Annotated in this window: 24 protein-coding genes; 6 read left to right on the top strand and 18 right to left on the bottom strand. The window is 57.6% G+C overall.

Annotated features, from left to right (window positions below; translation table 11 throughout):
* Positions 1–15 precede the first annotated feature (15 nt).
* The 8 genes from tatC to udp form a co-directional block, all read right to left on the bottom strand.
* The gene (gene tatC, locus ABLV64_RS15795) at positions 16–795 is read right to left on the bottom strand and encodes a Sec-independent protein translocase subunit TatC (RefSeq protein WP_004886745.1); all 780 of its coding nucleotides are present in this window, start codon (positions 793–795) and stop codon (positions 16–18) included.
* 2 nt (positions 796–797) lie between these two features.
* Positions 798–1,322: a Sec-independent protein translocase protein TatB gene (gene tatB / locus ABLV64_RS15790; RefSeq protein WP_057212548.1), complete on the bottom strand. Its 525-nt coding sequence runs from the start codon at positions 1,320–1,322 to the stop codon at positions 798–800.
* Between the two features lie 3 nt (positions 1,323–1,325).
* A complete protein-coding gene (gene tatA, locus ABLV64_RS15785) occupies positions 1,326–1,577 on the bottom strand; it encodes a Sec-independent protein translocase subunit TatA (RefSeq protein ID WP_002883425.1) in 252 nt (83 codons plus the stop codon).
* A 129-nt stretch (positions 1,578–1,706) separates the two neighbouring features.
* The gene (gene ubiB, locus ABLV64_RS15780; protein WP_004886748.1) at positions 1,707–3,347 is read right to left on the bottom strand and encodes a ubiquinone biosynthesis regulatory protein kinase UbiB; all 1,641 of its coding nucleotides are present in this window, start codon (positions 3,345–3,347) and stop codon (positions 1,707–1,709) included.
* A complete protein-coding gene (locus ABLV64_RS15775) occupies positions 3,344–3,949 on the bottom strand; it encodes an SCP2 domain-containing protein (protein WP_004886750.1) in 606 nt (201 codons plus the stop codon). Before ABLV64_RS15775 ends, ubiB begins: the two co-directional genes overlap by 4 nt.
* A gap of 13 nt (positions 3,950–3,962) precedes the next feature.
* Positions 3,963–4,718: a bifunctional demethylmenaquinone methyltransferase/2-methoxy-6-polyprenyl-1,4-benzoquinol methylase UbiE gene (ubiE, locus tag ABLV64_RS15770; protein ID WP_004886751.1), complete on the bottom strand. Its 756-nt coding sequence runs from the start codon at positions 4,716–4,718 to the stop codon at positions 3,963–3,965.
* Between the two features lie 70 nt (positions 4,719–4,788).
* Positions 4,789–6,237, bottom strand: coding sequence for a DNA recombination protein RmuC (rmuC, locus tag ABLV64_RS15765; protein ID WP_094308974.1), 1,449 nt, complete (start codon positions 6,235–6,237; stop codon positions 4,789–4,791).
* Positions 6,238–6,370: 133 nt separating this feature from the next.
* The gene (gene udp / locus ABLV64_RS15760) at positions 6,371–7,132 is read right to left on the bottom strand and encodes a uridine phosphorylase (RefSeq protein ID WP_002883419.1); all 762 of its coding nucleotides are present in this window, start codon (positions 7,130–7,132) and stop codon (positions 6,371–6,373) included.
* A 272-nt stretch (positions 7,133–7,404) separates the two neighbouring features.
* On the opposite strand from udp, the gene ABLV64_RS15755 reads away from it, so the two are divergent.
* Positions 7,405–8,217, top strand: a complete 813-nt coding sequence (locus ABLV64_RS15755) for a dienelactone hydrolase family protein (protein WP_004886756.1) — start codon at positions 7,405–7,407, stop codon at positions 8,215–8,217.
* Positions 8,218–8,275: 58 nt separating this feature from the next.
* Here the strand turns inward: ABLV64_RS15755 and metE are convergent, their stop codons facing one another.
* A complete protein-coding gene (metE, locus tag ABLV64_RS15750; protein ID WP_017899389.1) occupies positions 8,276–10,540 on the bottom strand; it encodes a 5-methyltetrahydropteroyltriglutamate--homocysteine S-methyltransferase in 2,265 nt (754 codons plus the stop codon).
* A 247-nt stretch (positions 10,541–10,787) separates the two neighbouring features.
* Between metE and metR the strand changes: the two genes are divergently transcribed.
* The gene (gene metR / locus ABLV64_RS15745) at positions 10,788–11,741 is read left to right on the top strand and encodes an HTH-type transcriptional regulator MetR (RefSeq protein ID WP_017899391.1); all 954 of its coding nucleotides are present in this window, start codon (positions 10,788–10,790) and stop codon (positions 11,739–11,741) included.
* Here the strand turns inward: metR and ABLV64_RS15740 are convergent.
* The 3 genes from ABLV64_RS15740 to pldB form a co-directional block, all read right to left on the bottom strand.
* A complete protein-coding gene (locus ABLV64_RS15740; RefSeq protein ID WP_002883414.1) occupies positions 11,629–12,528 on the bottom strand; it encodes a carboxylate/amino acid/amine transporter in 900 nt (299 codons plus the stop codon). The two genes, metR and ABLV64_RS15740, sit on opposite strands and share 113 nt — an antisense overlap.
* An 88-nt stretch (positions 12,529–12,616) precedes the next feature.
* A complete protein-coding gene (yigL, locus tag ABLV64_RS15735; protein ID WP_017899394.1) occupies positions 12,617–13,417 on the bottom strand; it encodes a sugar/pyridoxal phosphate phosphatase YigL in 801 nt (266 codons plus the stop codon).
* A 44-nt stretch (positions 13,418–13,461) separates the two neighbouring features.
* Positions 13,462–14,454: a lysophospholipase L2 gene (gene pldB, locus ABLV64_RS15730; RefSeq protein ID WP_004886768.1), complete on the bottom strand. Its 993-nt coding sequence runs from the start codon at positions 14,452–14,454 to the stop codon at positions 13,462–13,464.
* Between the two features lie 109 nt (positions 14,455–14,563).
* On the opposite strand from pldB, the gene rhtB reads away from it, so the two are divergent.
* On the top strand, positions 14,564–15,184 hold the full coding sequence (gene rhtB, locus ABLV64_RS15725) for a homoserine/homoserine lactone efflux protein (protein WP_217325172.1): 621 nt from the start codon (positions 14,564–14,566) through the stop codon (positions 15,182–15,184).
* 162 nt (positions 15,185–15,346) lie between these two features.
* Positions 15,347–16,291, top strand: coding sequence for an Rpn family recombination-promoting nuclease/putative transposase (locus ABLV64_RS15720; RefSeq protein WP_345759364.1), 945 nt, complete (start codon positions 15,347–15,349; stop codon positions 16,289–16,291).
* A gap of 44 nt (positions 16,292–16,335) precedes the next feature.
* Here the strand turns inward: ABLV64_RS15720 and rhtC are convergent, their stop codons facing one another.
* The 3 genes from rhtC to pldA form a co-directional block, all read right to left on the bottom strand.
* Entirely contained in the window at positions 16,336–16,956 is a 621-nt protein-coding gene (gene rhtC, locus ABLV64_RS15715; RefSeq protein WP_004886772.1) for a threonine export protein RhtC, read from the bottom strand.
* Between the two features lie 61 nt (positions 16,957–17,017).
* A complete protein-coding gene (gene recQ, locus ABLV64_RS15710) occupies positions 17,018–18,844 on the bottom strand; it encodes an ATP-dependent DNA helicase RecQ (RefSeq protein WP_004886773.1) in 1,827 nt (608 codons plus the stop codon).
* A 67-nt stretch (positions 18,845–18,911) separates the two neighbouring features.
* Entirely contained in the window at positions 18,912–19,772 is an 861-nt protein-coding gene (pldA, locus tag ABLV64_RS15705) for a phospholipase A (RefSeq protein ID WP_004886777.1), read from the bottom strand.
* A 152-nt stretch (positions 19,773–19,924) separates the two neighbouring features.
* Between pldA and yigI the strand changes: the two genes are divergently transcribed.
* Positions 19,925–20,389 carry an acyl-CoA thioesterase YigI gene (gene yigI, locus ABLV64_RS15700; RefSeq protein ID WP_002883404.1) on the top strand — a complete coding sequence of 155 codons (465 nt, stop codon included), beginning with the start codon at positions 19,925–19,927 and terminating at the stop codon, positions 20,387–20,389.
* Positions 20,390–20,437: 48 nt separating this feature from the next.
* Positions 20,438–21,331: an EamA family transporter RarD gene (rarD, locus tag ABLV64_RS15695; protein WP_017899396.1), complete on the top strand. Its 894-nt coding sequence runs from the start codon at positions 20,438–20,440 to the stop codon at positions 21,329–21,331.
* 87 nt (positions 21,332–21,418) lie between these two features.
* On the opposite strand, the gene corA is transcribed toward rarD, so the two are convergent.
* From corA to uvrD, 3 genes are all read right to left on the bottom strand, one after another.
* On the bottom strand, positions 21,419–22,369 hold the full coding sequence (gene corA, locus ABLV64_RS15690; RefSeq protein WP_002883400.1) for a magnesium/cobalt transporter CorA: 951 nt from the start codon (positions 22,367–22,369) through the stop codon (positions 21,419–21,421).
* A 152-nt stretch (positions 22,370–22,521) separates the two neighbouring features.
* Positions 22,522–22,578 carry a YsgD/CorL family protein gene (gene ysgD / locus ABLV64_RS15685; protein WP_212743980.1) on the bottom strand — a complete coding sequence of 19 codons (57 nt, stop codon included), beginning with the start codon at positions 22,576–22,578 and terminating at the stop codon, positions 22,522–22,524.
* Positions 22,579–22,726: 148 nt separating this feature from the next.
* Positions 22,727–24,889, bottom strand: a complete 2,163-nt coding sequence (uvrD, locus tag ABLV64_RS15680; protein WP_004886784.1) for a DNA helicase II — start codon at positions 24,887–24,889, stop codon at positions 22,727–22,729.
* Between the last annotated feature and the right edge of the window lie 7 nt (positions 24,890–24,896).

Raw genomic sequence — 24,896 nt, 5'->3', positions numbered from 1 at the left:
GGGCGGTTGGGGGTATTACTCTTCTCTGTGCTCAGCGGCTTCAGCTTCGGCCGCGGCATCGTCATCACGCGTCAGGCGCTTTCCGGTGTAGAAGCGGGCGAAGAACACTCCGACTTCAAACAGGCAGTACATCGGAATAGCCAGCAGCGTCTGCGAGAACACGTCCGGCGGCGTCAGCAGCATCCCCACCACGAAGGCGCCCACCAGTACATACGGCCGCTTTTTGCGCAGCTCTTCCGGCGTGGTGACGCCCATCCAGCAGAGCAGCACAATGGCGACCGGCACCTCAAAAGAGACCCCAAACGCCATAAACAGCGCCATCACGAAGTCGAGATAGCTGCGGATATCGGTCGAGACCAGCACCCCCTCCGGGGCAGCATGGGTAAGGAAGCCGAACGCCAGCGGAAACACGACAAAATACGCGAAAGCCATACCGATATAGAACAGCAGCGTGCTGGAGACCAGTAAGGGCACCACCAGCCGGCGCTCATGCTTATACAGCGCCGGCGCGACGAAGGCCCATACCTGATACAGAATAATCGGCACCGACAGGATCACCGACACCATGAAGGTCAGCTTTATCGGCGTAAAGAAAGGTGAAGCGACATCGGTGGCGATCATCGTCGCGCCTACCGGCATCTTGCTGATAAGCGGGGCCGAGACCAGCTGATAGATATCATTGGCGAAATAGACCAGCGCCAGGAAGATCACCAGGATAGCAATGATGCTGTTGAGCAGACGCTTGCGCAGCTCAATCAGATGCGAAATTAGCGGTTGTGTATCGTCTACGCCCATGTTTACGGTTTATCACTCGATGCGGGGGAAGAATGGGGGGCAGCCGCCGTAGCGGATGTTTTCTCTGCCGGTGAAGCGGGTTGCTCGTCGGCCACGGGATCCGGCGCATGAACCGGAGCGCTAGCCTGATGTTCTGCCGTCGCCGGCGTGACGTCCTGCCGCTGCGCTTCGCTGCCTTTCACCACCGGATTATGGATGGTATTCGCTTCGTCACTGGCCTTTTCCGGATCGTGGGCGCTATAGGAGCGCTTCATCGACTCCGCGGCCTCGCGCAGCTCATCCATGGAGGCTTTCAGCTCCGGCGTCAGGTTATTCAGGCTGGCCTTTTCCACCTTCTTGAGGCTCTCCTGGAACTCCTGCAGTTTTAGCTCCTGAGCCAGCTCATTCTGTACCGTGGTCGCCAGCGACCGTAGCGTACGGATCCAGCCAACCACCGTTTTAACCGCGACGGGAAGCCGCTGTGGCCCCAGAACGATGAGGCCAATCACAAACACCAGCAGTAGTTCACTAAAACCAATATCGAACACGAGTTACACCTGCTCTTTGTCGTGGCGTTTTGTCTCGTCTTTTTTTGCATCATCCTGTTTATCGGCGATAGTTTTCGCCGTGAAATCTGCGTCTGGCGCCGACTTTTCAGGTTTATCATCATCACTCATGGCTTTTTTAAAGCCTTTGATGGATGCCCCTAAGTCTGACCCCAGTGAGCTCAGCTTCTTCGTCCCGAAAAGCAGAACTACGATGACGACAACAATTAATAACTGCCAAATACTGATACCACCCATACACGTTCCCCTATGACAGATGATGAATTATGTGGACGCATTATACACGCCATCCTGCCAGCCGCCTCGCCGTCAGGCCACCGGCATGATTTTGCGCAAATAAGCCTGCGTCATGAAGAGGCGAACCGATCAGCGGGTTTTTCGCCAGCCAATCAGCCAGGTCACGATACCGCCGGCCATCAGCCAGCCGGGCATCATTCCCCACTCAGGGCGATGGATAAAGAGCAGCGTACCACTGAGCAATAAAACCGCGCCTATACCAAACAGATAACGGGATTGACCCTGGCGCACATGACGCACATGCATATCCCGCACGATAGTATCGACGCTGGTCTGCAGCTGTTTGCTCTGCTGCAGGCTCTGATACACCAGCTCAGGTATTTCAGGCATTCTTTCGATCCAGAACGGCGCTTTGTCTTTAAACGCGCGCACCAGCGCCGGAATACCGACCTGATCTTTGATCCACGACTCAAGGAAAGGCTTCGCCGTTTTCCACAAGTCTAACTGAGGATAGAGCTGCCGGCCTACCCCTTCTACGTAAAGTAATGTCTTCTGTAGCAAAACAAGCTGCGGCTGGACTTCCATATTGAAGCGCCGCGCGGTGTTGAACAGATTTAGCAGCACGTGGCCGAAGGAGATCTCCGCCAGCGGCTTCTCAAAGATGGGCTCGCAGACCGTGCGGATCGCGAACTCAAACTCTTCAACATTGGTGTCCGGCGGAACCCAACCGGAGTCGACGTGCAGCTCGGCAACCTTACGATAATCACGGTTGAAAAAGGCGATAAAGTTTTCCGCCAGATAGCGCTTATCTTCTTTGTTCAGCGAGCCGACAATGCCGCAGTCGATGCCAATATACTGCGGATCTTCCGGGTGCTCGTAGCTGACGAAGATGTTGCCAGGGTGCATATCGGCATGGAAAAAGCTGTCGCGGAACACCTGGGTGAAGAAGACCTGCACACCCCGCTCCGCCAGCAGTTGCATATTGGTTCCCTGAGCCTCGAGCGCCTCCACGTCGGACACCGGAATGCCGTAGATGCGCTCCATCACCATCATGCTTTCGCTGCAGTAATCGGGGTACACTTCCGGCACATACAGCATCGGGCTGTCTTCGAAATTACGCCGCAACTGAATGGCGTTGGCGGATTCCCGCAGCAGGTTCAGCTCGTCCAGCAGCGTTTTTTCATACTCACGAACCACCTCCTGCGGGCGCAGACGGCGGCCGTCAGGCAGCAGTCGCGGCACCCAGCGCGCCAGGCGGTAGATGAGCTTCATGTCCGCTTTAATGATCGGCAAGATATCCGGACGGATAACCTTGATCACCACCTCTTTGCCGTTCTCTTTCAGACGCGCGGTATGCACCTGGGCGATAGACGCCGAGGCTAACGGCTCAACGGAGAAATCATCAAACCAGGCCTCCACCGGCAGGCCACCCATCGCTTTTTCTATCTGCTGCTGCGCAAGCTTCCCTTCAAAGGGCGCCACGCGGTCCTGCAACAGCGCCAGTTGATCGGCAATATGCGGAGGAAAGAGATCCCGCCGCGTGGAAAGCATCTGGCCGAATTTAATCCACACCGGCCCCAGCTCCTGGAGCGCCAGCCGCAGACGGGCGCCAAGAGGTTGATCCTGATGGCGGTTTGGCATCCAGAAGAGCATCCGCCGCCAGATACGCAGCGGCAGCGTGATCCGCATTTTGGGGATAAGCTCATCGAGCCCGTAGCTCAAAAAGGTGTGGATGATGAAATACAGGCGCCGTAATTCTCCTGGCGTCATTTGCCCTCCAGCGTTTCCAGCCGTTTTTCCAGTGCGGCCAGCGCGCGTTCAATAGCCGTCGTCTCTTCAGCAAACCAGGCCAGCTCCAGCGGCCCCGGTGCCAGGCGCCACTCTTCAGTGATCGCTTCAGCGACATAACGCTGCTGGCGCTGCGCGCCCTTCAGTAAAAACTGAGCGCCGCCGCGGAGGACTTTACCGACGCCTTCGGCCACGATGTCACCGGTATAAGGCGCCAGCAGCTCAGCGGGATCGAACTCTGCCAGATCGCACAGGGTGACCATGTTCTGCACCACCTGCAGATCGCCCTGCACTTCCAGCTCGCCGCTACGGATAAGCGCCGTCAGTTGTTGACGGTTGCGTAGTTTTGGCAGCACGCTGAGCCGGGTAATCACGGTGCAGTCAGCCTCTCCGTCCCAGGCGCTCAGAACATCAACCTGGCGTTCACTGAACACCAGCACCACGGGCGTAGCGAAATCCTGCAGCTGTACCCGCAACACCTTGCCCAGCAGGCGCTGGCGGGCGGGTTTTAGCGCTTTGTCGCGCCAGAGGAAAGTATTTAGCGCCGTTTCAATGCCAGCGGTCACCAGGGGTGTGAAAGGCATAGCGTCCCTCCTGTCAGAACTTGTAACCGCGATGCAAAGCAACGATACCCGCCGTCAGGTTGTAGTAGTCCACGCTTTCGAAGCCTGCATCCTGCATCATCCCTTTCAGGGTTTCCTGGTCCGGATGCATACGAATAGATTCCGCCAGGTAGCGATAGCTGTCGCCATCTTTTGCCACCAGCTCGCCCACTTTCGGCAGGATATGGAAGGAGTAAGCGTCGTAGGCTTTGCTCAGCGGTTCGATAATGGGTTTAGAAAACTCCAGCACCAGCAGACGTCCACCCGGCTTCAGCACGCGGTACATCGAGCGCAGCGCTTTCTCTTTGTCGGTCACGTTACGCAGACCGAAAGAGATGGTGATGCAGTCAAAGGTATTATCAGCAAACGGTAGGGCTTCCGCGTTGGCCTGAACATACTCAACGTTACCCACGATGCCGATATTGCGCAGCTTTTCGCGGCCCATTTTGAGCATTGAATCATTGATATCAGCAAGCATAACGCGGCCGGTTTCCCCTACCAGACGGGAAAACTTAGCCGTCAAATCACCGGTCCCCCCCGCCAGATCCAGCACGGTCTGCCCGCGACGTACGCCGCTGCAGTCGATGGTGAAACGCTTCCACAAACGATGGATACCAAACGACATCAAGTCATTCATCACATCATACTTTGCGGCGACAGAATGGAATACATGCGCCACCATGTCTGCTTTCTGCTCTTTAGCGACCGTCTGAAAGCCAAAGTGCGTCGTTTCTTGTGAATCCTCAACCATCTTTATGCCTGCTTGCTTTTCAAGAAAATGTTCACTGAGTGTATCAGACTCAGCGCATTTCCCATACGTTTCAGCGTGGCGGAGCCGCCTCCCGGCTACGCACCGGCTCGGCAGAGTCGGGTGAAAATGCCTCACTTTCCGGCAGGTTATCCTCCTCTTCGAGACGATATTGATCGTCCTGAGCAATGGCTTGTTCAACTAAATCAGGATTAATCCCGCGCTTAACCTCCACGCCCAACCCGCGAAAAGCCTCCGCCTGGGCCAGAAGATTACCGCGCCCGGAAGCGAGCTTTTTCATCGCCTGGCGATAGTTCTCTTGCGCTTTATCCAGACTCTGGCCGATAGCGGACATATCGTCCACAAACAGGCGCATTTTGTCGTAAAGGCGCCCCGCCCGCTCGGCGATCTTCTGCGCGTTGCGGCTTTGGTGCTCATAACGCCACAGATTGGCGATGGTGCGCAGGGCCACCAGCAGCGTCGTCGGGCTAACCAGCATAATATTATTTTGCAGCGCCTCGCTGATGAGCTCGGGCTGACGGTCGATGGCCAGCAAGAATGCCGGCTCGACGGGAATAAACATCAGCACATAGTCTAGGGAGCGCAGGCCTGGCAGTTGCTGATAATCCTTGCGCCCCAGCAGGCGAATATGATTTCGCACCGAAGCAAGGTGCTCCTGCAGCGCGACTTCGCGGGTGTAGTCGTCCTCGGCGTTGAAATAACGCTCATAGGCGACCAGGGTCATTTTGGCGTCGATAACCACGTCTTTACCCTGCGGGAGGCGCACGATGACGTCCGGCTGCATCCGCGAGCGGTTGTCGGTCTCGATGCTGACCTGGGTTTGGTACTCATAGCCTTCCCGCAGGCCGGAGGCCTCCAGCACGCGGGTGAGAACCACTTCCCCCCAATTGCCCTGGGTTTTGTTATCGCCCTTCAGCGCTTTGGTCAGGTTCAGCGCCTCCTGCGCCATCTGCGCGTTCAGCTGCTGCAGGTTGCGGATCTCATGCGCCAGGGTGTGCCTTTCTCGCGCCTCCTGACCGAAGCTCTCCTGCACCTGCCGGCGGAACCCGTCCAGTTGTTCGCGCAGCGGTGTCAGCAGGCCATGCAGGCTCTGGCGATTTTGCTCATCGACGCGTCGGTTGCTGTGTTCGAAAATGCGGTTGGCGAGGTTTTCAAACTGCTCGCTCAGGCGCTGCTCGCTGTTCACCATCTGGCGGATCTTATCTTCCGCATGCAGCTGGGTGGATTCGAGCCGGGTGGTAACCTCACGCAGATCGGCCTCCAGCGAGGTATTGATATCCCGCAGGCTGCGCAGCTCGTTGTTCAGCAGCTCGCACTCTTCACGCCAGTGGGCTTCCTGTACCAGTTGCTGACGGGCAGCGCTCAGCTCAATATCCAGCTCTCGCCGCTCCTCGATAAGATCGGCCCGAATTTGATCGGCGCGCGCTTTGGTCGCCAGCCAGCCGACGATTAACCCGGCAGCCAGTGCGATAACCGCGCTGATAATAATGGAGAGATCCACGACGCCCCCTGCGATAACCTGATGACACAAAATAGAATTGTGCTGTACAAACGTCCAGTTTAAAAGGAATTTCCTGCGAGAGGCGACGCAAAAAAAAGGCCGGAGGATCCGGCCTGAAGGGAAAGCGGTTTAATTACAGCAGACGGCGCGCCGCTTCGACGACGATTTTCACCGCGTGGCTTTCGGTTTGCTTCATGGTTTCGGCGTTAGGGATCTCTTGCTGGGTACGGTTAACGATAACCCCAGCCACCATCCCGGCGCGCAGGCCCTGGCTGGCGCACATGGTCAGCAGCGTAGCGGATTCCATTTCATAGTTCATCACGCCCATCGCCTGCCACTCTTCCATAGAGCCTTTGAAGCGGCTCACCACGCGACCGGAGAAGGTGTCGTAACGCTCCTGGCCCGGGTAGAAAGTATCCGAGGAGGCGGTCACGCCGATATGGGTGGTGGCGCCAATGGATTTCGCCGCTTCCACCAGCGCGGTGGTGCAGGCGAAATCTGCGACGGCCGGGAATTCCATCGGCGCGAAGTGCAGGCTGGCGCCGTCAAGACGCACGGAGGCGGTGGTGACCAGCACATCGCCAACGTTGATGTGCGGCTGAATGGCGCCGGTGGTGCCAATGCGCAGGAAGGTACGTACGCCAAGCTGCGCCAGCTCTTCCACAGCGATAGACGTAGACGGGCCGCCGATGCCAGTGGAGCAGACGATCACCGGTTTGCCGTCCAGCTCCGCGCGCCAGGAGGTAAATTCGCGGTGGGATGCCAGCTTAACCGGCTTATCCATCAGCGCGGCGATCTTTTCCACACGCTCCGGATCGCCAGGGACGATAGCCAGCGTAGCCCCTTGTAAATCGTTCTTGGTGAGGCCGAGATGAAAAACATCAGACTTGGACATAAAAAACTCCTCTGTGGGTCGAATTATCAGCAGAAGCAAAACGGTACTGTACAGAAGCCCCAGGCAACATTTTGTGATGATAGTCACCAAGAACAATAATGATTGCAGTTGTTTTTCAGTAAATAGTGATACAAATCACATTAACAAGTTATATTCATCGTCACAGAACAAAAGATAGCCGCTTTCAGGCACTGTGCTTTATTACCGCCCGAACTAAAGGTAAAGGGTCTATAGTTACTGATGCGCTAATAAATAAGGGTACGGAGAATACCATGACCACCACCAAGCAACCTGGATTCGCACCTGCAGCCTCGCCGCACGCCGCAACCGCCGTTCATACGCCGGAAGAGCATATTGTCGCCGGAGAGACCTCTATTCCCTCTCAGGGTGAAAACATGCCGGCTTACCATGCCCGTCCGAAAAACGTCGATGGCCCATTGCCGATCGTCATCGTGGTACAGGAAATTTTCGGCGTGCATGAGCATATTCGCGATCTTTGTCGCCGCCTGGCGCAGGAAGGCTATCTGGCTATCGCGCCTGAGTTGTACTTCCGTCAGGGCGATCCGAATGAGTATCACGATATCCCAACCCTGTTTAAAGAGCTGGTTACCAAGGTGCCGGACGCGCAGGTGTTGGCGGATCTCGACCACGTCGCCAGCTGGGCGGCGCGTCATGGCGGCGATGCCCATCGTCTGCTGATCACCGGCTTCTGCTGGGGCGGACGCATCACCTGGCTGTATGCCGCACATAACCCGCAGCTTAAAGCGGCAGTGGCCTGGTACGGCAAGCTGGTGGGAGAAAAATCGCTGAATTCGCCAAAACATCCGGTGGATATCGCCGTCGATCTCAACGCCCCGGTGCTCGGCCTGTACGGTGCGAAAGACGCCAGCATTCCGCAGGACACCGTCGAGACGATGCGTCAGGCGCTGCGGGCGGCTAACGCCACAGCGGAAATCGTGGTCTATCCCGAAGCCGATCACGCCTTTAACGCCGACTATCGCGCCAGCTATCACGAAGAGTCAGCCAAAGACGGCTGGCAGCGAATGCTGGCCTGGTTTGCGCAGTATGGCGGAAAAAAAGGGTAATCGCCCAAAGCATGAAAAAAGGAGGCAAATGCCTCCTTTTTGATTTTTCCGGTGACGATCAAGCGGACTGGCGCAGATTCCGCGCCGCTTGCACCATATTCGCCAGCGCGGCGCGCGTCTCCGGCCAGCCGCGGGTTTTCAGGCCGCAGTCCGGGTTGACCCACAGCCGCTCCGCCGGGATACGCTGCGCGGCTTTTTCCAGCAGCGCTTCGATCCACTCCACGCTCGGTACGTTTGGCGAGTGAATATCATATACTCCCGGCCCGATCTCATTGGGATACTCGAACACTTCGAACGACTCCAGCAGTTCCATGTCGGAACGCGAGGTTTCAATGGTGATCACGTCAGCATCCAGCGCGGCGATGGAGTCCATGATGTCGTTGAACTCGCAATAGCACATGTGGGTATGGATCTGAGTATCGTCTTTGGCCACCGCAGCGTTAAGACGGAAGGCTTCCACACCCCACTGCAGATAGGCATCCCAGTCGCTGCGCTTCAGCGGTAAACCTTCGCGCAAGGCTGGTTCATCAATCTGGATGATGCCGATACCGGCCGCCTCCAGATCCGCCACTTCATCACGCAGGGCCAGCGCAATCTGTTTCGCGATGGTTTCACGGCTGACGTCTTCCCGCGGGAAGGACCAGCACAGAATCGTCACCGGTCCAGTGAGCATCCCTTTCACCGGCTTGTCGGTCAGCGACTGCGCGTACTTCGCCCATTCGACGGTGATCGCCTGCGGACGGCTGACGTCGCCGATCACCACCGGCGGCTTCACGCAGCGGGAGCCATAGCTCTGCACCCAGCCGTTTTGCGTGAAGATGAAACCGTCCAGATGTTCACCGAAGTATTCCACCATATCGTTCCGCTCGGCTTCCCCGTGCACCAGTACGTCTAATCCTAACCGCTCCTGCTCGACGATCGCCTGCTTAATATGTTCCGCAATGCCGGTACGATAATGACTGGCGTCAAGATTTCCCTTTTTGAAGTCCAGGCGCAGGCCGCGGATCTCGGTCGTCTGCGGGAATGACCCGATGGTGGTGGTCGGCCAGGCCGGCAGGTTAAAGCGTTGACGCTGTGCCTGAGCGCGAACCTCATAGGGGCTGGCGCGCTGGCTGTCCTGAGGAGTGATCGCCGCCAGCCGTTTTTCCACCGCCGGGTTGTGTACCCGAGACGAATGGCGACGAGCATGGACTGGCGCGCTCCACTCGGTAATCGCCGCGGTATCGCCGCTGTTCAGCGCATCGCGCAACAGCGCCAGCTCACCGCATTTTTGCAGAGCGAAGGCAAACCAGCTCTTCACTTCCGCATCAAGGCGCGTCTCCACGCTCAGGTCGATCGGGCTGTGCAGCAGAGAGCAGGATGAAGCGACCCACAGCTCGCGCTTACCGACGAGGTCTTTAATTTGCGCATACTTTTCGGCGAGATCGGCGCGCCAGACGTTACGCCCGTTGATCAGGCCGGCGGACAGCAGCCAGTCGGCCGGCAGACGTTTATGCAGTTCGGCGACATCATCTTTACCGTGGACCAGATCGACGTGCAGCCCCTGGACCGGTAGCGCAGCAATGGTCTCGAGATTGTCGCTAACGCCTTCAAAATAGGTGGTCAGCAGCAGTTTGACCTGGCCCTGCAGGGCGTCATAAGCCGGTTTAAAGGCCTCCAGCCACGCTGGCGGCAGCTCCAGCACCAGCGCCGGTTCATCAATCTGCACCCACGCAATGCCGCGCTTCGCCAGTTCGGCCAGCACCTGCTGATAAACCGGCAGGATGGCATTCAGCAGGCTCAGACGGTCAAACGGTTCGCCTTTCACTTTGCCCAGCCACAGATAAGTCACCGGCCCCAGCAGCACGGGCTTGATCTTGTGGCCCAGCGCCAGCGCTTCGTCCACTTCATCCAGCAGTTGGGTCCAGGTCAGTTTGAACTGCTGGCCCTGCACGAACTCCGGCACCATGTAGTGATAGTTGGTGTTGAACCACTTGGTCATTTCCGCGGCGGCCGCTGGCTCGCCGGTGGGCGCGCGGCCGCGGCCAATGCGGAACAGGGTATCGATATCGACAGAGCCGTCTTTGTTCTGATGACGAGCCGGCACGTTGCCAAGCAGCAGGCTGGTGGTCAGAACATGGTCGTACCAGGCGAAATCGCCCACCGGCAGCAGGTCAATACCGGCCTGCTTCTGCTGCTCCCAGTGACGGGCGCGCAGTTCCCGGCCTACCGCCAGCAGCTCCTCGCGAGTGACATTGCCCGCCCAGTAGCTCTCTTGCGCTTTTTTCAGCTCGCGACGCAGGCCAACGCGAGGAAAACCGAGGGTGTGGTTAATAATTGTCATTTTTGTTCCTCTCTTATTTCATTGAATCTGAAGAAAAACTCTAAATAGTTCGGCTTGCAGGAAGGCGGCAACGATGCGCATCCCCAGGAGCTTACTGAAGTAAGTGACTGGGGTAAGCGAGGCAGCCAACGCATCTGCAAGTCGAAATATGACGAGTTTTAGACGTCCAGATGTTTACACATCCATAATTGGCAGTTACTGTATATTCCTCAAGCGCAAAATGCTCATGGCGAAGTGAAGGACTTTCATGATCGAAATTAAACATCTGAAAACGCTGCAAGCGTTGCGGAATAGCGGTTCACTGGCGGGCGCAGCGGCTGCCCTGCACCAGACCCAGTCCGCCTTGTCTCACCAGTTCAGCGATCTGGAACAGCGTCTTGGCTTTCGTCTCTTTGTGCGTAAGAGCCAGCCGCTGCGTTTTACCCCTCAGGGGGAGATCCTCTTACAGCTGGCCAACCAGGTGCTGCCGCAGATCGCCCGCGCCCTGCAGGACTGTAACGAACCGCAGCAGACCCGGCTGCGGCTGGCTATCGAATGCCACAGCTGTATTCAGTGGCTGACGCCGGCGCTGGAGAATTTCCGCGCCCGCTGGCCACACGTGGAAGTCGACTTCCATTCCGGCGTCACCTTCGACCCGCAGCCTGCGCTGCAGCAGGGCGAACTGGATCTGGTGATGACCTCCGATATCCTGCCGCGCAGCGGTCTGCATTACTCGCCAATGTTTGATTATGAGGTGCGCCTGGTGCTGGCGCCTGAGCACCCGTTAGCCATGAAGACGCTGATTACGCCGGAGGATCTGGCCGCGGAAACGCTGCTGATTTATCCCGTACAGCGCGGACGCCTCGACATCTGGCGCCATTTCCTGCAGCCGGCCGGTATCAGCCCCCAGCTAAAAAGCGTCGATAACACGCTGTTGCTGATCCAGATGGTGGCAGCCCGGATGGGCATCGCCGCGCTGCCGCACTGGGTGGTGGAAAGTTTTGAACGCCAGGGTCTGGTGGTGACCAAAACCCTGGGAGAGGGATTATGGAGCCGGCTGTACGCGGCCGTTCGCGATGGCGAGCAGCGTCAACCGGTCACCGAAGCGTTTATTCGCTCTGCGCGGAACCACGCCTGCGATCATCTGCCGTTTGTCCGGAGTGCGGAGCGACCCAGCGTCGATGGACCCACAGCGAGGCCAGGATCACCAACGCTCCGCTAATAAAGCTCGGCCAGTGCGGCTGCTCCTGCCAGATGGCAAGGTTAACCAGCAGCCCGGCGGGGACATGGACGTTATTCATGATCCCCAGCGTGCCGGCATCCACCTGGGTGGCGCCATAGTTCCACATAAAGTAGCCCAGCCCGGAAGCCACCACGCCGAGCCACACCAGCACGCTCCACTGCAGCGTGGTGGTCGGCAGCTTCTGGGCGTTGCCGAGCATAAACCACGCCGCCACCGCCACGATAAAGGCCCCGACATAGAACCAGGCAAAGGCATTGTGCTGCGGCATCGGACGCACCTCCATCAGGCGCTTGTAACCCACCATCCCGATGGCGAAGCAGAGGTTTGACAACTGCACCAGTAACAGCCCGGTCCAGAAATGATCGCTGACTTTGTCGTAACGGATAATCGCCGCCCCCAGCACCGCCAGCGCGGCGCTCAGCAGATAGCCCCAGCGCAGTTTCCGTCCGCTGAGCAGATCGTAGATCAGCGTGATATACAACGGGGTAAACACGGTAAACAGCAGGAATTCCGAGACCGTCAGATAGAGATAAGCGCGGAAGGCCAGCAGGTACATGATGCCAAGCTGCATCGCGCCCACCAGCATATAGAGCACGATCGTGCGCGGAGACTGGCCTCGCGTGCGCAGGAAAGGCAGGAACACCAGCGCCGCCAGGCCCACGCGCATCAGTACCGAAAAATAGCTGTCGACGCTACCGGCCAGGTACTCGCCAATCAGGCTAAAAGAAAAGGCCCACAGGATAGTGGTGATAATTAACAGCGCCACAATGGTCGTCTCGTTGGATAAAGAACAGGCATTGTAGCGAAGAGTCAGGTTGACGACTGGGTAATTATTCGCCAGTCGTCAATCTTTGTCAGTCGAGGTACAGCTTACGCAGGTAGTGCGGGACCGCATCGTCGGCGTTGCTACCGATCACTTCCAGTTCCGGATGCAGATCCTTCAGCCGCTGGTGGGCGTTGGCCATAATGCAGCCTTTGCCGGCCATCGACAGCATCTCGGCGTCGTTCATGCCGTCGCCGAAAGCGATGCAATCTGACAGACTGTAGCCGAGCATTTTCGCCACTGCCTCCAGCGCATGCCCCTTCGATACCCCGCCCGCCATCACCTCCAGGCAGGTTAAGGTGGAGAAGCTGACGTTCACGCGATCGCCCCAGCGGGCGTTCATCGCCTGCTCAAGCGGCAGCAAATGTTCGTGATCCTCACAGGTAAAGAACACCTTGCTGATCCCCTGCGGATCCAGTTCGCCCGGCTCATACAGCTTGTAGTTAAACACCGCCTCTTTGAAAAAGCGCATCTCTTCCGGGCGATGGCGGTTCATATACCACTCATCTTCCCGATAGACGTTAGTGACGATTTTCGGGTCGTTACGCACGATCTCAAACAGGTCGGCGGCAATATCACGGTCAAGGTTATGGGCGAAGATTTGCTGACCATCGCTATCGTGAACGCGGGCGCCGTTAGAGGTGATCATGTACGACCGGATGCCAAGATTATCGCGGATCTGCCCGACGTCGATGTAGTGTCGGCCGGTGGCGAAGACGAAATTGATCCCACGGGCGGTAAGCAGCTTCAGCGTCTCTTTGGCATAGGGGGTCAGGAAATGATCGGGGGAAAGCAGCGTGCCGTCTAAATCAGACGCAACAACCTGGTACATAAAAAAGTTAACCTCTAAGCAGGGCGACGAGCGTTATCGTCGGATTAAGTATGTCGATTGAAAAACTCGACGATGGCATTGAGCGCGACTGAGCGCATAGCGTCCTTTTCAAAAAGGATCTCATGGTATGCCCCTTCAATGACGAGCGGCTTTCCGCCCTCACAGGGATGGCCGGCGGCGGCCCGTAATTCACAATAGCGGTCGTGCATCAGATTATCGACCACCCGCTCCTCCTCCGCCTGCAGCAGCAGCGTCGGGGCGGTATCTTTTTCCACATTCGCCAGCACTTCGTCACCGGCCAGCATGCCTTCGCGCACCCAGTGCCAGGTCGGGCCGCCGACCTGCAGTCGCGGCTCGTCGGCATAGAAGCGCAGGTTACGACGATAGCGTTGTCGACTGTGCGTCAGCACGTTAACGGCAAAAGGCAGCGCCCGCCAGCGTCCGGTGCCGATGGCATACTCTTCGCGAATGCGCTGATGGCCCTCAGCCCAGTCGAGAATATGGCGCACCATCCAGTCCGGCAGCCGAATGATAATCCCGAACATCGGCGCGCAGAGCGCAATCGCATCGCAATGCGCCTGGTAGCGTTGCAGAAAGAGCGTGGCAATCGCCCCGCCCATAGAGTGAGCGAGGATAAACCGTTTTCGCCAGTGGCCGGGGACCACCTGCTGCTGCCAGAGCGCAGCCAGGTCATCAACATAATCGCTGAAGTTCACCACGTGCCCGCGGTGAGTATCAGAGAGCAGACGACCCGAGCGACCCTGACCGCGATGGTCGATGATCATCACGTCAAAGCCGCTGTGAAAGAGATCGTAGGCCACTTCAGCATACTTCACGTAGCTTTCAATGCGCCCAGGGCAAATCAGCACCAGTCGATCGTGATTTTGCGCGCAAAAGCGAACAAAGCGTACCGGTACATCGTCGACGCCTTTAAATTCAGCCTCTTCGCGCTGTCGCCAGAAATCCGTCAGCGGCCCCATGCTAAAGGCCGCAAACGCGTTTTCTCGTGTTTCCCAGTCCTTTTTCTGCCCAAACATCGGGTTTACACCCCTGTTAACCGCTGAAAATCGTTTTTTTGCCGTGTATCACACAATGCTGACACAATAGCGTATTGTGGCATAAAAACAGACAATCAGGGAGTTTCTCATGACCATTGAGTGGTGGTTCGCCTACCTGCTGACATCAATCATTCTCAGCCTGTCCCCGGGTTCCGGAGCGATTAATACCATGACCACCTCCATTAACCACGGATACCGCGGCGCGGCGGCGTCAATTGCCGGTTTGCAGACCGGGCTGGCCATTCATATCGTGCTGGTCGGCGTCGGTCTCGGCACCCTGTTCTCCCGCTCGGTGCTGGCCTTTGAGGTGCTGAAATGGGCCGGCGCAGCCTATCTTATCTGGCTGGGTATCCAGCAATGGCGCGCGGCAGGGGCCATCGACCTGAATACGCTGGCGAAGGCGCAGACGCGCGGCAAACTGTTCCAGCGTGCGGTGTTCGTGAATCTCACCAATCCCAAAAGCATTGTTTTTCTGGCCGCCCTGTTTCCGCAGTTTATCCTGCCCCACCAGCCCCAGGTGATGCAGTATCTCGTTCTGGGCGTCACCACCATCGTCGTCGATATCATTGTGATGATTGGCTATGCGACCCTGGCGCAGCGCATTTCAGCCTGTATTAAAGGGCCAAAGCAGATGAAGGCGCTGAATAAAGTCTTTGGTTCACTGTTTATGCTGGTTGGGGCGCTCCTCGCCTCCGCCCGTCACGCCTGAATGATGAAATCTCGCTCGCAAAGAGAGGTTCGCCTGGCGGGCGAAGCTATCTCTCTGCGCGAGCCGGCGCGCAAAGTGGGAAATTAATTTTTTTGCCCGCTGTCGACGCAGAGCCCACCGTGTCAGGATGCCGCCAGATAGGTGATTCACGGATGAACGGCGATGGCAGAAACGGCGACCCCTCATGATGCGGTATTTAAAACTTTTCTCTCACGGATAGAGACGGCGCGCGATTTCATCGAGATCCACCTGCCTCCGGCGTTAACAGCGATCTGCAAACTGGATACCCTACGTCTGGAATCCGGCAGCTTTCTTGAAGACGACCTCAGGCCCTACTACAGCGATATTCTCTATTCGCTGGAAACCACCCGCGGTAAGGGGTATGTCCATGTTCTGATCGAGCACCAGAGCGCCCCCGATAAACTGATGGCCTTTCGCTTAATGCGCTATGCCGTCGCCGCCATGCAGCGCCATCTGGAGAACGGCCATAAAACGCTGCCTCTGGTTATCCCGGTCCTCTTCTATCAGGGACGACGCAGCCCCTATCCCTGGTCTATGAGCTGGCTGGATAATTTCGCCGATCCCGAGACCGCCCGCCAGCTCTATAGCGGAGCGTTTCCGCTGGTCGATATCACGGTGATCCCCGACGACGACATTATGCAGCACCGCAGCATGGCGGCCCTGACGCTGGTGCAAAAACACATCCGTCAGCGCGATATGGCGCAATTGCTGGATAAGTTGACCCAACTCTTAATGCTGGAGCAGATGAGCGGACAACAAATCACCGTATTGGTAAACTATATGGCTCAGGCAGGGGATGCCGAGGATACTCGGACACTCTTATACGGGCTGGCACAGCGCGTGCCGCAGCATGGAGGATTACTGATGACGCTGGCGGAAACATGGCTCGCAGAAGGTATGGAAAAAGGCATCAGGAAAGGCGTACAGCAAGGTATAAAGGAAGGTATAAAGGAAGGTATAAAGGAAGGCAAACATCAGGCCCTGCTGCAGGTTGCCGAAGCGATGCGCAAACGCGGTATTGATGACGAAGCGATTATGGAAATGACCGGTCTGTCTGAAGACGAGCTGCAGCGGCTTCGCCACTGACACTTTCTCCACCCGGATATAGCCGGGTGGAGCATCACGCCAGGTTAACGCGAGATAATCAGGTGGATGCCGAAGCCCGCAAACAGGGTGCCGGCGATACCGTCGATCCACTTCGCCATCCGCTGATAGCCGCGGCGCATCCCCGGCAGGGCGAACAGGCTGGCAACCACCATAAACCAGGCCAGCGTCTCCATGATAATCAGCAGAAAAATACCCCAGCGCGCGCCGGCGCCAACGCTGTCACCGACGAACAGCGAGAACACCGAGCCGAAGTAGATAATCGCTTTCGGGTTCGCCAGATTGGTCAGCAATCCCTTCAGAAAGCTGCGTCCGCTGCGGGCCAGCTCAACCTGCGGCTCTGGCGGGGATACCGCCTCTTTTTTCAACGCGCCGCGCAGCATCTGGTAGCCCATCCAGCACAGGTACAAGCCCCCGCCGACCATAATGATGTTGTGCAGCCACGCCATTCTGGCGAGGATCAGGTTCAGGCCGAGCAGCGCTACCCCCGCCCAGATCATTACGCCGCAGGTGATCCCCAGCACTCCCATCATCGCCTCTCTGCGCGAGCGGCTGATGGCCGTTTGTGAGACAAAGAAAAAATCCGGCCCCGGACTCATCAGCGCAATGATATGCACCAGCGCCACGGTAAGGAAAAGCATCAGCATAGTTAACTCGCAGGAAAATAATGAAGAGGATAACTATTCTGGCACTTTTATAGCCAGCTGACTACTCGTCGTCGCCATCGACATGCGACCGGATCAGCGCCATAAACGGCTTGCCGAAACGCTCGAGTTTACGTGTCCCCACGCCGTTGACGCTGAGCATTTCGCCGGCGGTTAGCGGCGACTGCTCCGCCATCTCAATAAGCGTCGCATCGTTAAAGACCACGTACGGGGGAATGTTTTCTTCATCGGCAATCGCTTTACGTAATTTGCGCAGCTTGGCAAACAGCTTACGATCGTAATTACCGCCGAAGGATTTCTGCATCGCCTTCGGCTTCAGCGCCACGATACGCGGTACGGCAAGCTGCAGCGGGACGTCGCCGCGCAGCACCGGGCGTGCGGCTTCGGTCAGCTGCAGCGCGGAGTGCTGGGCGATATTCTGCGTCACCAGCCCAAGGTGAATCAGTTGGCGGATCACGCTCACCCAGTGCTCGTGACTCTGTTCCCGGCCGATGCCGTATACCGGGAGCTTATCGTGGCCCATCTCACGGATGCGCTGATTGTTGGCGCCACGCAGGACTTCCACCACATAACCCATCCCGAAGCGCTGGTTGACCCGATAAATAGTGGAGAGCGCCTTACGGGCGTCCATTAAGCCATCGTACTGCTTCGGCGGATCAAGACAGATATCGCAATTGCCGCACGGCTCCTGGCGTCCTTCGCCAAAGTAGTTCAGCAGCACCAGACGACGACAGGTCTGGGCTTCAGCAAACGCCCCCATCGCGTTCAGCTTATGCCGTTCGATATCCTGCAGCGGCCCGGCGGGCTTCTCTTCCAGACAGCGGCGCAGCCACGCCATGTCCGCCGGATCGTAAAACAGCATCGCTTCCGCCGGCAGGCCGTCACGCCCGGCGCGGCCGGTCTCCTGATAGTAGGATTCAATATTGCGCGGGATATCAAAATGCACCACAAAGCGGACGTTCGGCTTGTTGATGCCCATCCCAAAGGCCACTGTCGCCACCACAATCTGCAGATCGTCGCGCTGGAATTTCTCCTGCACGTCGGCGCGCACGTCGTTTTCCAGGCCGGCATGGTAAGCCGCCGCGCTGATGCCGCGGCTCTGCAGACGCGCGGCGGTATCTTCCACTTTCGAACGGCTGTTGCAGTAGATAATGCCCGATTTGCCGCGCTGATCCTGGACGTAGCGCATCAGCTGGTCGAGCGGCTTGAATTTCTCCATCAGCATATAGCGGATGTTCGGCCGGTCGAAGCTGCTGACCTGTATGAGCGGATCGTTAAGTCCCAGCAGACGGACGATATCGCGGCGGGTGGTGTCATCGGCGGTGGCGGTCAACGCCATAAACGGGATCTGCGGCATCCGCTGACGAAGCTGGCCCAGCGCGGCATATTCCGGGCGGAAGTCATGGCCCCACTGGGAGATGCAGTGCGCTTCGTCCACCGCCAGCATCGCCAGATTCCAGTTCGCCAGATGCTCAAGGAAATTGTCGAGCATCAACCGTTCCGGGGCGATATACAGCAGACGAACCTGCCCGCTGCGGCAGCCGGCCATCACGTCCTGCTGCTGTTCGCGGCTCTGGGTCGAGTTCAGACAGGCCGCCGCCACGCCGTTGGCCAGCAGCTGATCGACCTGATCTTTCATCAGCGAGATCAGCGGCGAGACCACTACCGTCAGGCCGCCCATAACCAGCGCCGGTACCTGATAACACAGTGACTTGCCGCCACCGGTCGGCATGACCACCAGGCAGTCACGGCCCTCGAGCACCGTCTCGATAATCGTCTCCTGGCCAGGGCGGAACTGCTGGTAGCCGAAGGTCTCTTGTAAAACCTGCTTAGCCAGCGATTCCTGATTTAATACTTCCGCCTGTGCCACGTTGACCCCATTTGCCTGAAAAGAAAACAGGCGCTATTTTCAGCGCCTGCGAGCCAGAGTGCAACGATTAAAACAGATCGTTGAGCATTAGCCCGACGCCGACGCGCGTTTGATTAAAGTTATAGTCGATAAGCGATTCGCCGTAGCCGCTGTAGATCTGGGTGTAAGCGCGAACATGTTTGGTGATGGGATAGCTCACCCCCAACTCCGCCCCGCCGTAGCCAGTGTTCCAGTTATATTGCCCCTGCGCGCTGAGGATTGCCTCGCCCAGCTGGTAACCCACCTTCAGGCGGTAATAGCCCATATATTTGGTGATATCCGGGTTATCATCGGTGCTGCCCACCACATACCAGGGTTTCACTTCCACCAGCCAGTTGCCATTTTGCGCCATCAGGCGGGCATAGAGCCGGTTCCAGCTGCGCGAGGTGGGATCGGAGCGGCCATTCGAGTCGTGGTTATATCCCATTTCGATATCGCGCAACGTCCAGCCGGCAAACTGATAGTCGGTGGCAAAGCCAAGAAACAGCTGGGGTTCGTAGTTGGTTTCGCGAAACGGCGCCGACTCTTTGCTGTTGGAGAGCTGCCACCAGGACTTCTGGGTATAGGACGCGCCGAGCAGCGAATTATCCCCCAGGATGCCGCGCCACAGCGGGAAGGCGAGGCTCAGTTGAAACTTCACTTCATCTTTACGGGCATTTTCGGCCCAGTCATAGCTGCGAATCGCCTCTTTATTGAGATCGCTGGTCCACGTGTAGAGCAAATAGTTGCTTTCATAAGGGTAGAGCAGAAAAGGATTATCATGATCCTGTAGCAGGTTGGCGATAATACTGCCGCGCACTGCTGGTTTGTCGTGTACCGACGCATCCTGCGCCATAACACCAGCCGGTAGCGCGCACAGCGCCGCCAGGCAGGCCAAAGAGATACGCATGCTGGTCTCCTGATAAATAGTTTTTATTTTTGTTTCACCTGAAGACATTCTACCTGTTTATTAATCCCCTGCCCCCAAATCCACTCCGAAAGTGGAAATCAATATTTTAGAAGCATAAAATCAACATTTTATTAACGAATGGAACCGGTGTTATGTCTGAACTTACTGCCGAAGCAGCTCTGAAACTGGTGGGGGAGATTTTCGTCTATCACATGCCGTTTAACCGCGCCCTCGGCCTCGAACTGGAGCGCTATGAAAAAGCGTTTGCCCAGCTCAGCTTTAATAATCAGCCGATGATGGTCGGCAACTGGGCGCAAAGCATTCTGCATGGCGGTGTAATCGCCTCCGCGCTGGACGTCGCCGCAGGTCTGGTCTGCGTTGGCAGCACCCTTACCCGCCATGACACCATCAATGAAGAAGAGCTGCGCCAGCGGCTTTCCCGCATGGGAACCATCGACCTGCGCGTGGACTACCTGCGTCCGGGCCGCGGCGAACGTTTTACCGCGACCAGCACCCTGCTGCGCGCCGGCAATAAAGTGGCGGTAGCCCGTGTGGAACTGCATAACGAAGCTCAGGTATATATTGCCAGCGCAACAGCGACCTATATGGTGGGTTGATTGCCCAAAATCGAGTAACATCACTCTCTTTGGCAATGGATTTTACCGATGGATGCGAAACAGACGCGGTTGGGGATTATTCTGGCCCTCGCCGCCTACTTTATCTGGGGTATCGCGCCGGCGTACTTCAAACTTATCTACTATGTTCCCGCCGATGAAATTCTGACCCATCGCGTGATCTGGTCTTTCTTCTTCATGGTGGCGCTCATCAGCGTTAGCCGTCAGTGGCCGCAGGTGAAAAAGCTGCTGAAGACGCCGCGCAAGATCTTCCTGCTGGCACTCTCTGCGGTGCTGGTCGGTGGCAACTGGCTGCTGTTCATCTGGGCGGTGAATAACCACCATATGCTGGAAGCCAGCCTCGGCTACTTTATCAACCCGCTGGTGAATATTCTGTTAGGGATGATTTTCCTTGGCGAACGTTTCCGTCGCCTGCAGTGGCTGGCGATGATCCTCGCCTTTTGCGGCGTGCTGGTGCAGCTCTGGACCTTTGGTTCGCTACCGATAATCGGCCTTGGTTTGGCCTTCAGCTTTGCCTTTTATGGTCTGGTGCGGAAGAAAATCGCTGTCGATGCGCAGACCGGCATGCTGGTGGAAACGCTGTGGCTGTTGCCGGTGGCGGCGATTTGGCTGTTCGGCATCACCGACAGCCCCACCAGCCATATGGGGCAGAACCCCTGGTCGCTCAATCTGCTGCTGATGGCGGCGGGCGTGGTGACCACCATCCCTCTGCTGTGCTTCACCGGGGCGGCAACGCGTCTGCGGCTCTCCACGCTGGGCTTTTTCCAGTACATCGGCCCGACGCTGATGTTCCTGCTGGCGGTGACGTTCTACGGCGAAGTGCCGGGCAAGGATAAAATGGTCACCTTTGGCTTTATCTGGGTGGCGCTGGCGATATTCGTGATGGATGCGGTGTATACGCAAAGGCGGGGGCGTCGGAGCTAGGACATTGCCGGATGGCGGCTCCGCCCTATCCGGCTTACAAAAGTACAGCACTCAGGCCGGATAGGCGCAGCGCATCCGGCACAACAACTACAGCCAGTTTTTACGCTTGAAGTAGAGATACGGCGCCAGGCCAGCCAGCATCATAAAGACGATCGCCCCCGGGTAGCCGAAGCTCCAGTGCAGCTCAGGCATAAATTCAAAGTTCATCCCGTAGCTGGAGGCCACCAGAGTTGGCGGCAGGAACACCACCGACACCACCGAGAAGATCTTGATGATGCGGTTCTGCTCGATGTTGATAAAGCCCATCGCCGCCTGCATCAGGAAGTTCACCTTCTGGAACAGCGATTCGTTGTGCGGCAGCAGGGATTCGATATCGCGCAGGATCTCCCGCGCCTGCTCCAGCTGGCCCGCCGGCAGGCGCGCTTTGCGCACGAGAAAGTTCAGTGCGCGCTGGGTATCCATCAAACACAGGCGGACCTTCCAGCCGATATCTTCCAGCTCCGCCAACGTCGACAGCGCTTCGTCGTACTCATCGCCCTGGTGCCCTTCCATAATCACGCGGCTCAGCTTTTCCAGGTCGCTGTAGATGTTTTCTATCTCATCCGCCAGCTGTTCGATTTTGGTCTCGAACAGATCTAACAGCAGCTCGTAGGCGTTGCCGTCCACCAGGGTCTGGTTACGCACGCGCATGCGGTAGAGGCGAAAAGCGGGCAGTTCACGCTCACGCAGCGTAAACAGGCGCCCTTCGCGGATGGTAAACGCCACGGTAGAGTTACCCGCGTGATCGTCGGCATCTTCGAAAAAGAAGAAGGAGTGGATATGTAACCCGTCTTCATCTTCAAAGAAACGCGCGGAGGCTTCGATATCTTCCAGCTCCGGGCGCGTCGCCAGGTTCTGACCCAGTTCCGTCTGCACGCGGCTTCGCTCATCGTCGTCAGGCTCGACCAGATCGACCCACACCGAGCTGGCGAGGTGCTTGATCTCATCGGCTTCCAGGCGCGTTAAACGATTGTTTTCCAGTTGAAATGCGCTCAGCATGACCGGGACTCCCAATGCAAAAAAATTATCGGACAGTTCGGTGGGCACACAGAAACAAATTGGGTTTCAGACCATTAAACAGCCTGACTCAGCGCGACGGGAATAATGCAGTCGCTGACAACCACTAAGGCCATCAGCAAGAGGAGATAGCCTTAGGAGTTGTTCCTGGATGACAGGGAATTGAGCCAGTATCTACTGGGTGTGTCCAAGGCGAATGTCCTCTTAGCGTAATCGTGCGCGCATGTTACGCCAGCGCAAAATCGGCGTCAACACGCAACGGAACGCGAAAGCGCAAATCAGGCGCCTTAACGTATAAAGGTAGCAGAATATTACAAAATAATGATATTTTTCTTAAAGTTACACTTCCTCGAGCCGGGCGTAAGCCGCGACCAGCCATTTGATCCCCTGACCCTGAAAAGCCACCTGCAGCCGGCTGTGCTCGCCGCTGCCTTCGAGGTTGACGATGGTGCCTTCGCCAAACTTCGGATGCCGTACGCGCTGGCCTAATTTGTAGCCGGTATCGCTCTCGGCAATCGGCGCGCCCAGTCGCTGATGGTTTACCGGGCGGCTCACCGTAGCCCGCAGACGCACTTCTTCTACGCACTCCTGCGGCAGTTCTCCAATAAAGCGCGACGGCCGATGGTAAACCTCTTTGCCGTACAGACGTCGGGTTTCCGCGTAGGTCAGCGTCAGCTTCTGCATGGCGCGGGTCACGCCGACGTAGGCCAGACGACGCTCTTCTTCCAGGCGGCCGCCTTCATCAAGGGCCATCTGGCTCGGGAACATCCCCTCCTCGACGCCGACGATGAACACCTGCGGGAACTCCAGCCCTTTCGCCGAGTGCAGGGTCATTAGCTGAACCGCGTCCTGCCAGGTATCCGCCTGTCCCTCGCCCGCTTCCAGCGCGGCGTGGGAGAGGAACGCCTGCAGCGGCATCAGATCTTCATCTTCTTCGTTGTAGCTAAACTGGCGCGTCGCCGTCACCAGCTCCTCTAAGTTTTCAATACGGGTCTGACCCTTCTCGCCTTTCTCCTGCTCGTACATCGCGCGCAGCCCGGAGTCTTTAATCACCCGATCGGTCTGGACGTGCAGCGGCATATCGGTGGTCTCCTGCGCCAGCGCGTCAATCAGCTCCATAAAGCGCTGCAGGGCGCTGGCGGCGCGACCGGCCAGCGCTTTATCTTTCAGCAGCTCACGGCTGGCCTGCCACAGAGTCAGCTGACGATCGCGTGACGTCTGGCGCACCACGTCCAGCGTGCGGTCGCCGATGCCGCGGGTCGGCGTATTGACTACGCGCTCAAACGCCGCATCGTCGTTACGGTTGGCGATCAGACGCAGGTACGAGAGCGCGTCTTTGATTTCCTGGCGTTCGAAGAAGCGCATGCCGCCATAGATGCGGTACGGCATACTGGCCTGCAGAAGCGCCTCTTCCAGCACGCGCGACTGGGCGTTGCTGCGATAGAGGATGGCGCACTGCTCCAGCGCCCCGCCGTTCTCCTGCCAGGTTTTTATCCGGTTCACTACGAAGCGTGCTTCGTCGAGATCGTTGAAAGCGCAGTACAGCGAGATCGGCTCGCCGTCGGCGCCGTCGGTCCATAGCTTCTTGCCCAGGCGACCGTTGTTGTTTTCAATCAGGGCGTTGGCGGCGCTGAGGATGTTGCTGGTCGAGCGATAGTTCTGCTCAAGGCGGATGGTTTCCGCACCGGGAAAATCGTTAAGGAAACGCTGAATGTTCTCGACCTGCGCGCCGCGCCAGCCGTAAATCGACTGATCGTCATCGCCGACGATCATCACCTTGCCGGTATCGCCCGCCAACAGGCGGATCCACGCGTACTGAATGTTGTTGGTATCCTGGAATTCGTCGACGAGGATATTGGTGAACCGCTCACGGTAGTGCTGGAGGATATGCGGCTTATTCAGCCACAGCTCGTGGGCGCGCAGCAGCAGTTCGGCGAAGTCCACCAGCCCGGCGCGATCGCAGGCTTCCTGATAGGCCTGATAGACCTTCTGCCAGGTCTGCTCGACCGGGTTGCCGTAGCTCTGAATATGATGCGGACGCAGCCCTTCATCTTTCTGGCTGTTGATGTACCACATCGCCTGACGCGGCGGCCACTGCTTCTCATCGAGGTTCATCGCCTTAATCAGACGCTTCAGCAGGCGCAGCTGGTCTTCGCTATCGAGGATTTGGAAATCCTGCGGCAGGTTGGCGTCCAGATGGTGCGCGCGCAGCAGGCGGTGGGCCAGGCCGTGGAAGGTGCCCACCCACATGCCGCCCTGGGTGGTGCCCATCAGCTGGCCGATACGGTGGCGCATCTCTGCCGCCGCTTTGTTGGTAAAGGTCACCGCCATAATAGAATACGGCGAGCAGTTCTCCACGCTCAGCAGCCAGGCGATACGGTGCACCAGAACGCGCGTCTTACCACTGCCCGCCCCTGCCAGAACCAGCATGTTGGTGCGCGAGGCCGCTACGGCTTCACGCTGTTTGTCATTAAGGCTGTCGAGCAGGTAAGAAACGTCCATTGGCACC

It is taken from the genome of Klebsiella sp. JB_Kp031 (assembly GCF_040064295.1).
Taxonomy (GTDB): domain Bacteria; phylum Pseudomonadota; class Gammaproteobacteria; order Enterobacterales; family Enterobacteriaceae; genus Klebsiella; species Klebsiella quasipneumoniae.
The sequence above is the reverse complement of the archived record's forward strand: the minus strand, read 5'-3'. Positions and strand labels throughout refer to the sequence as shown.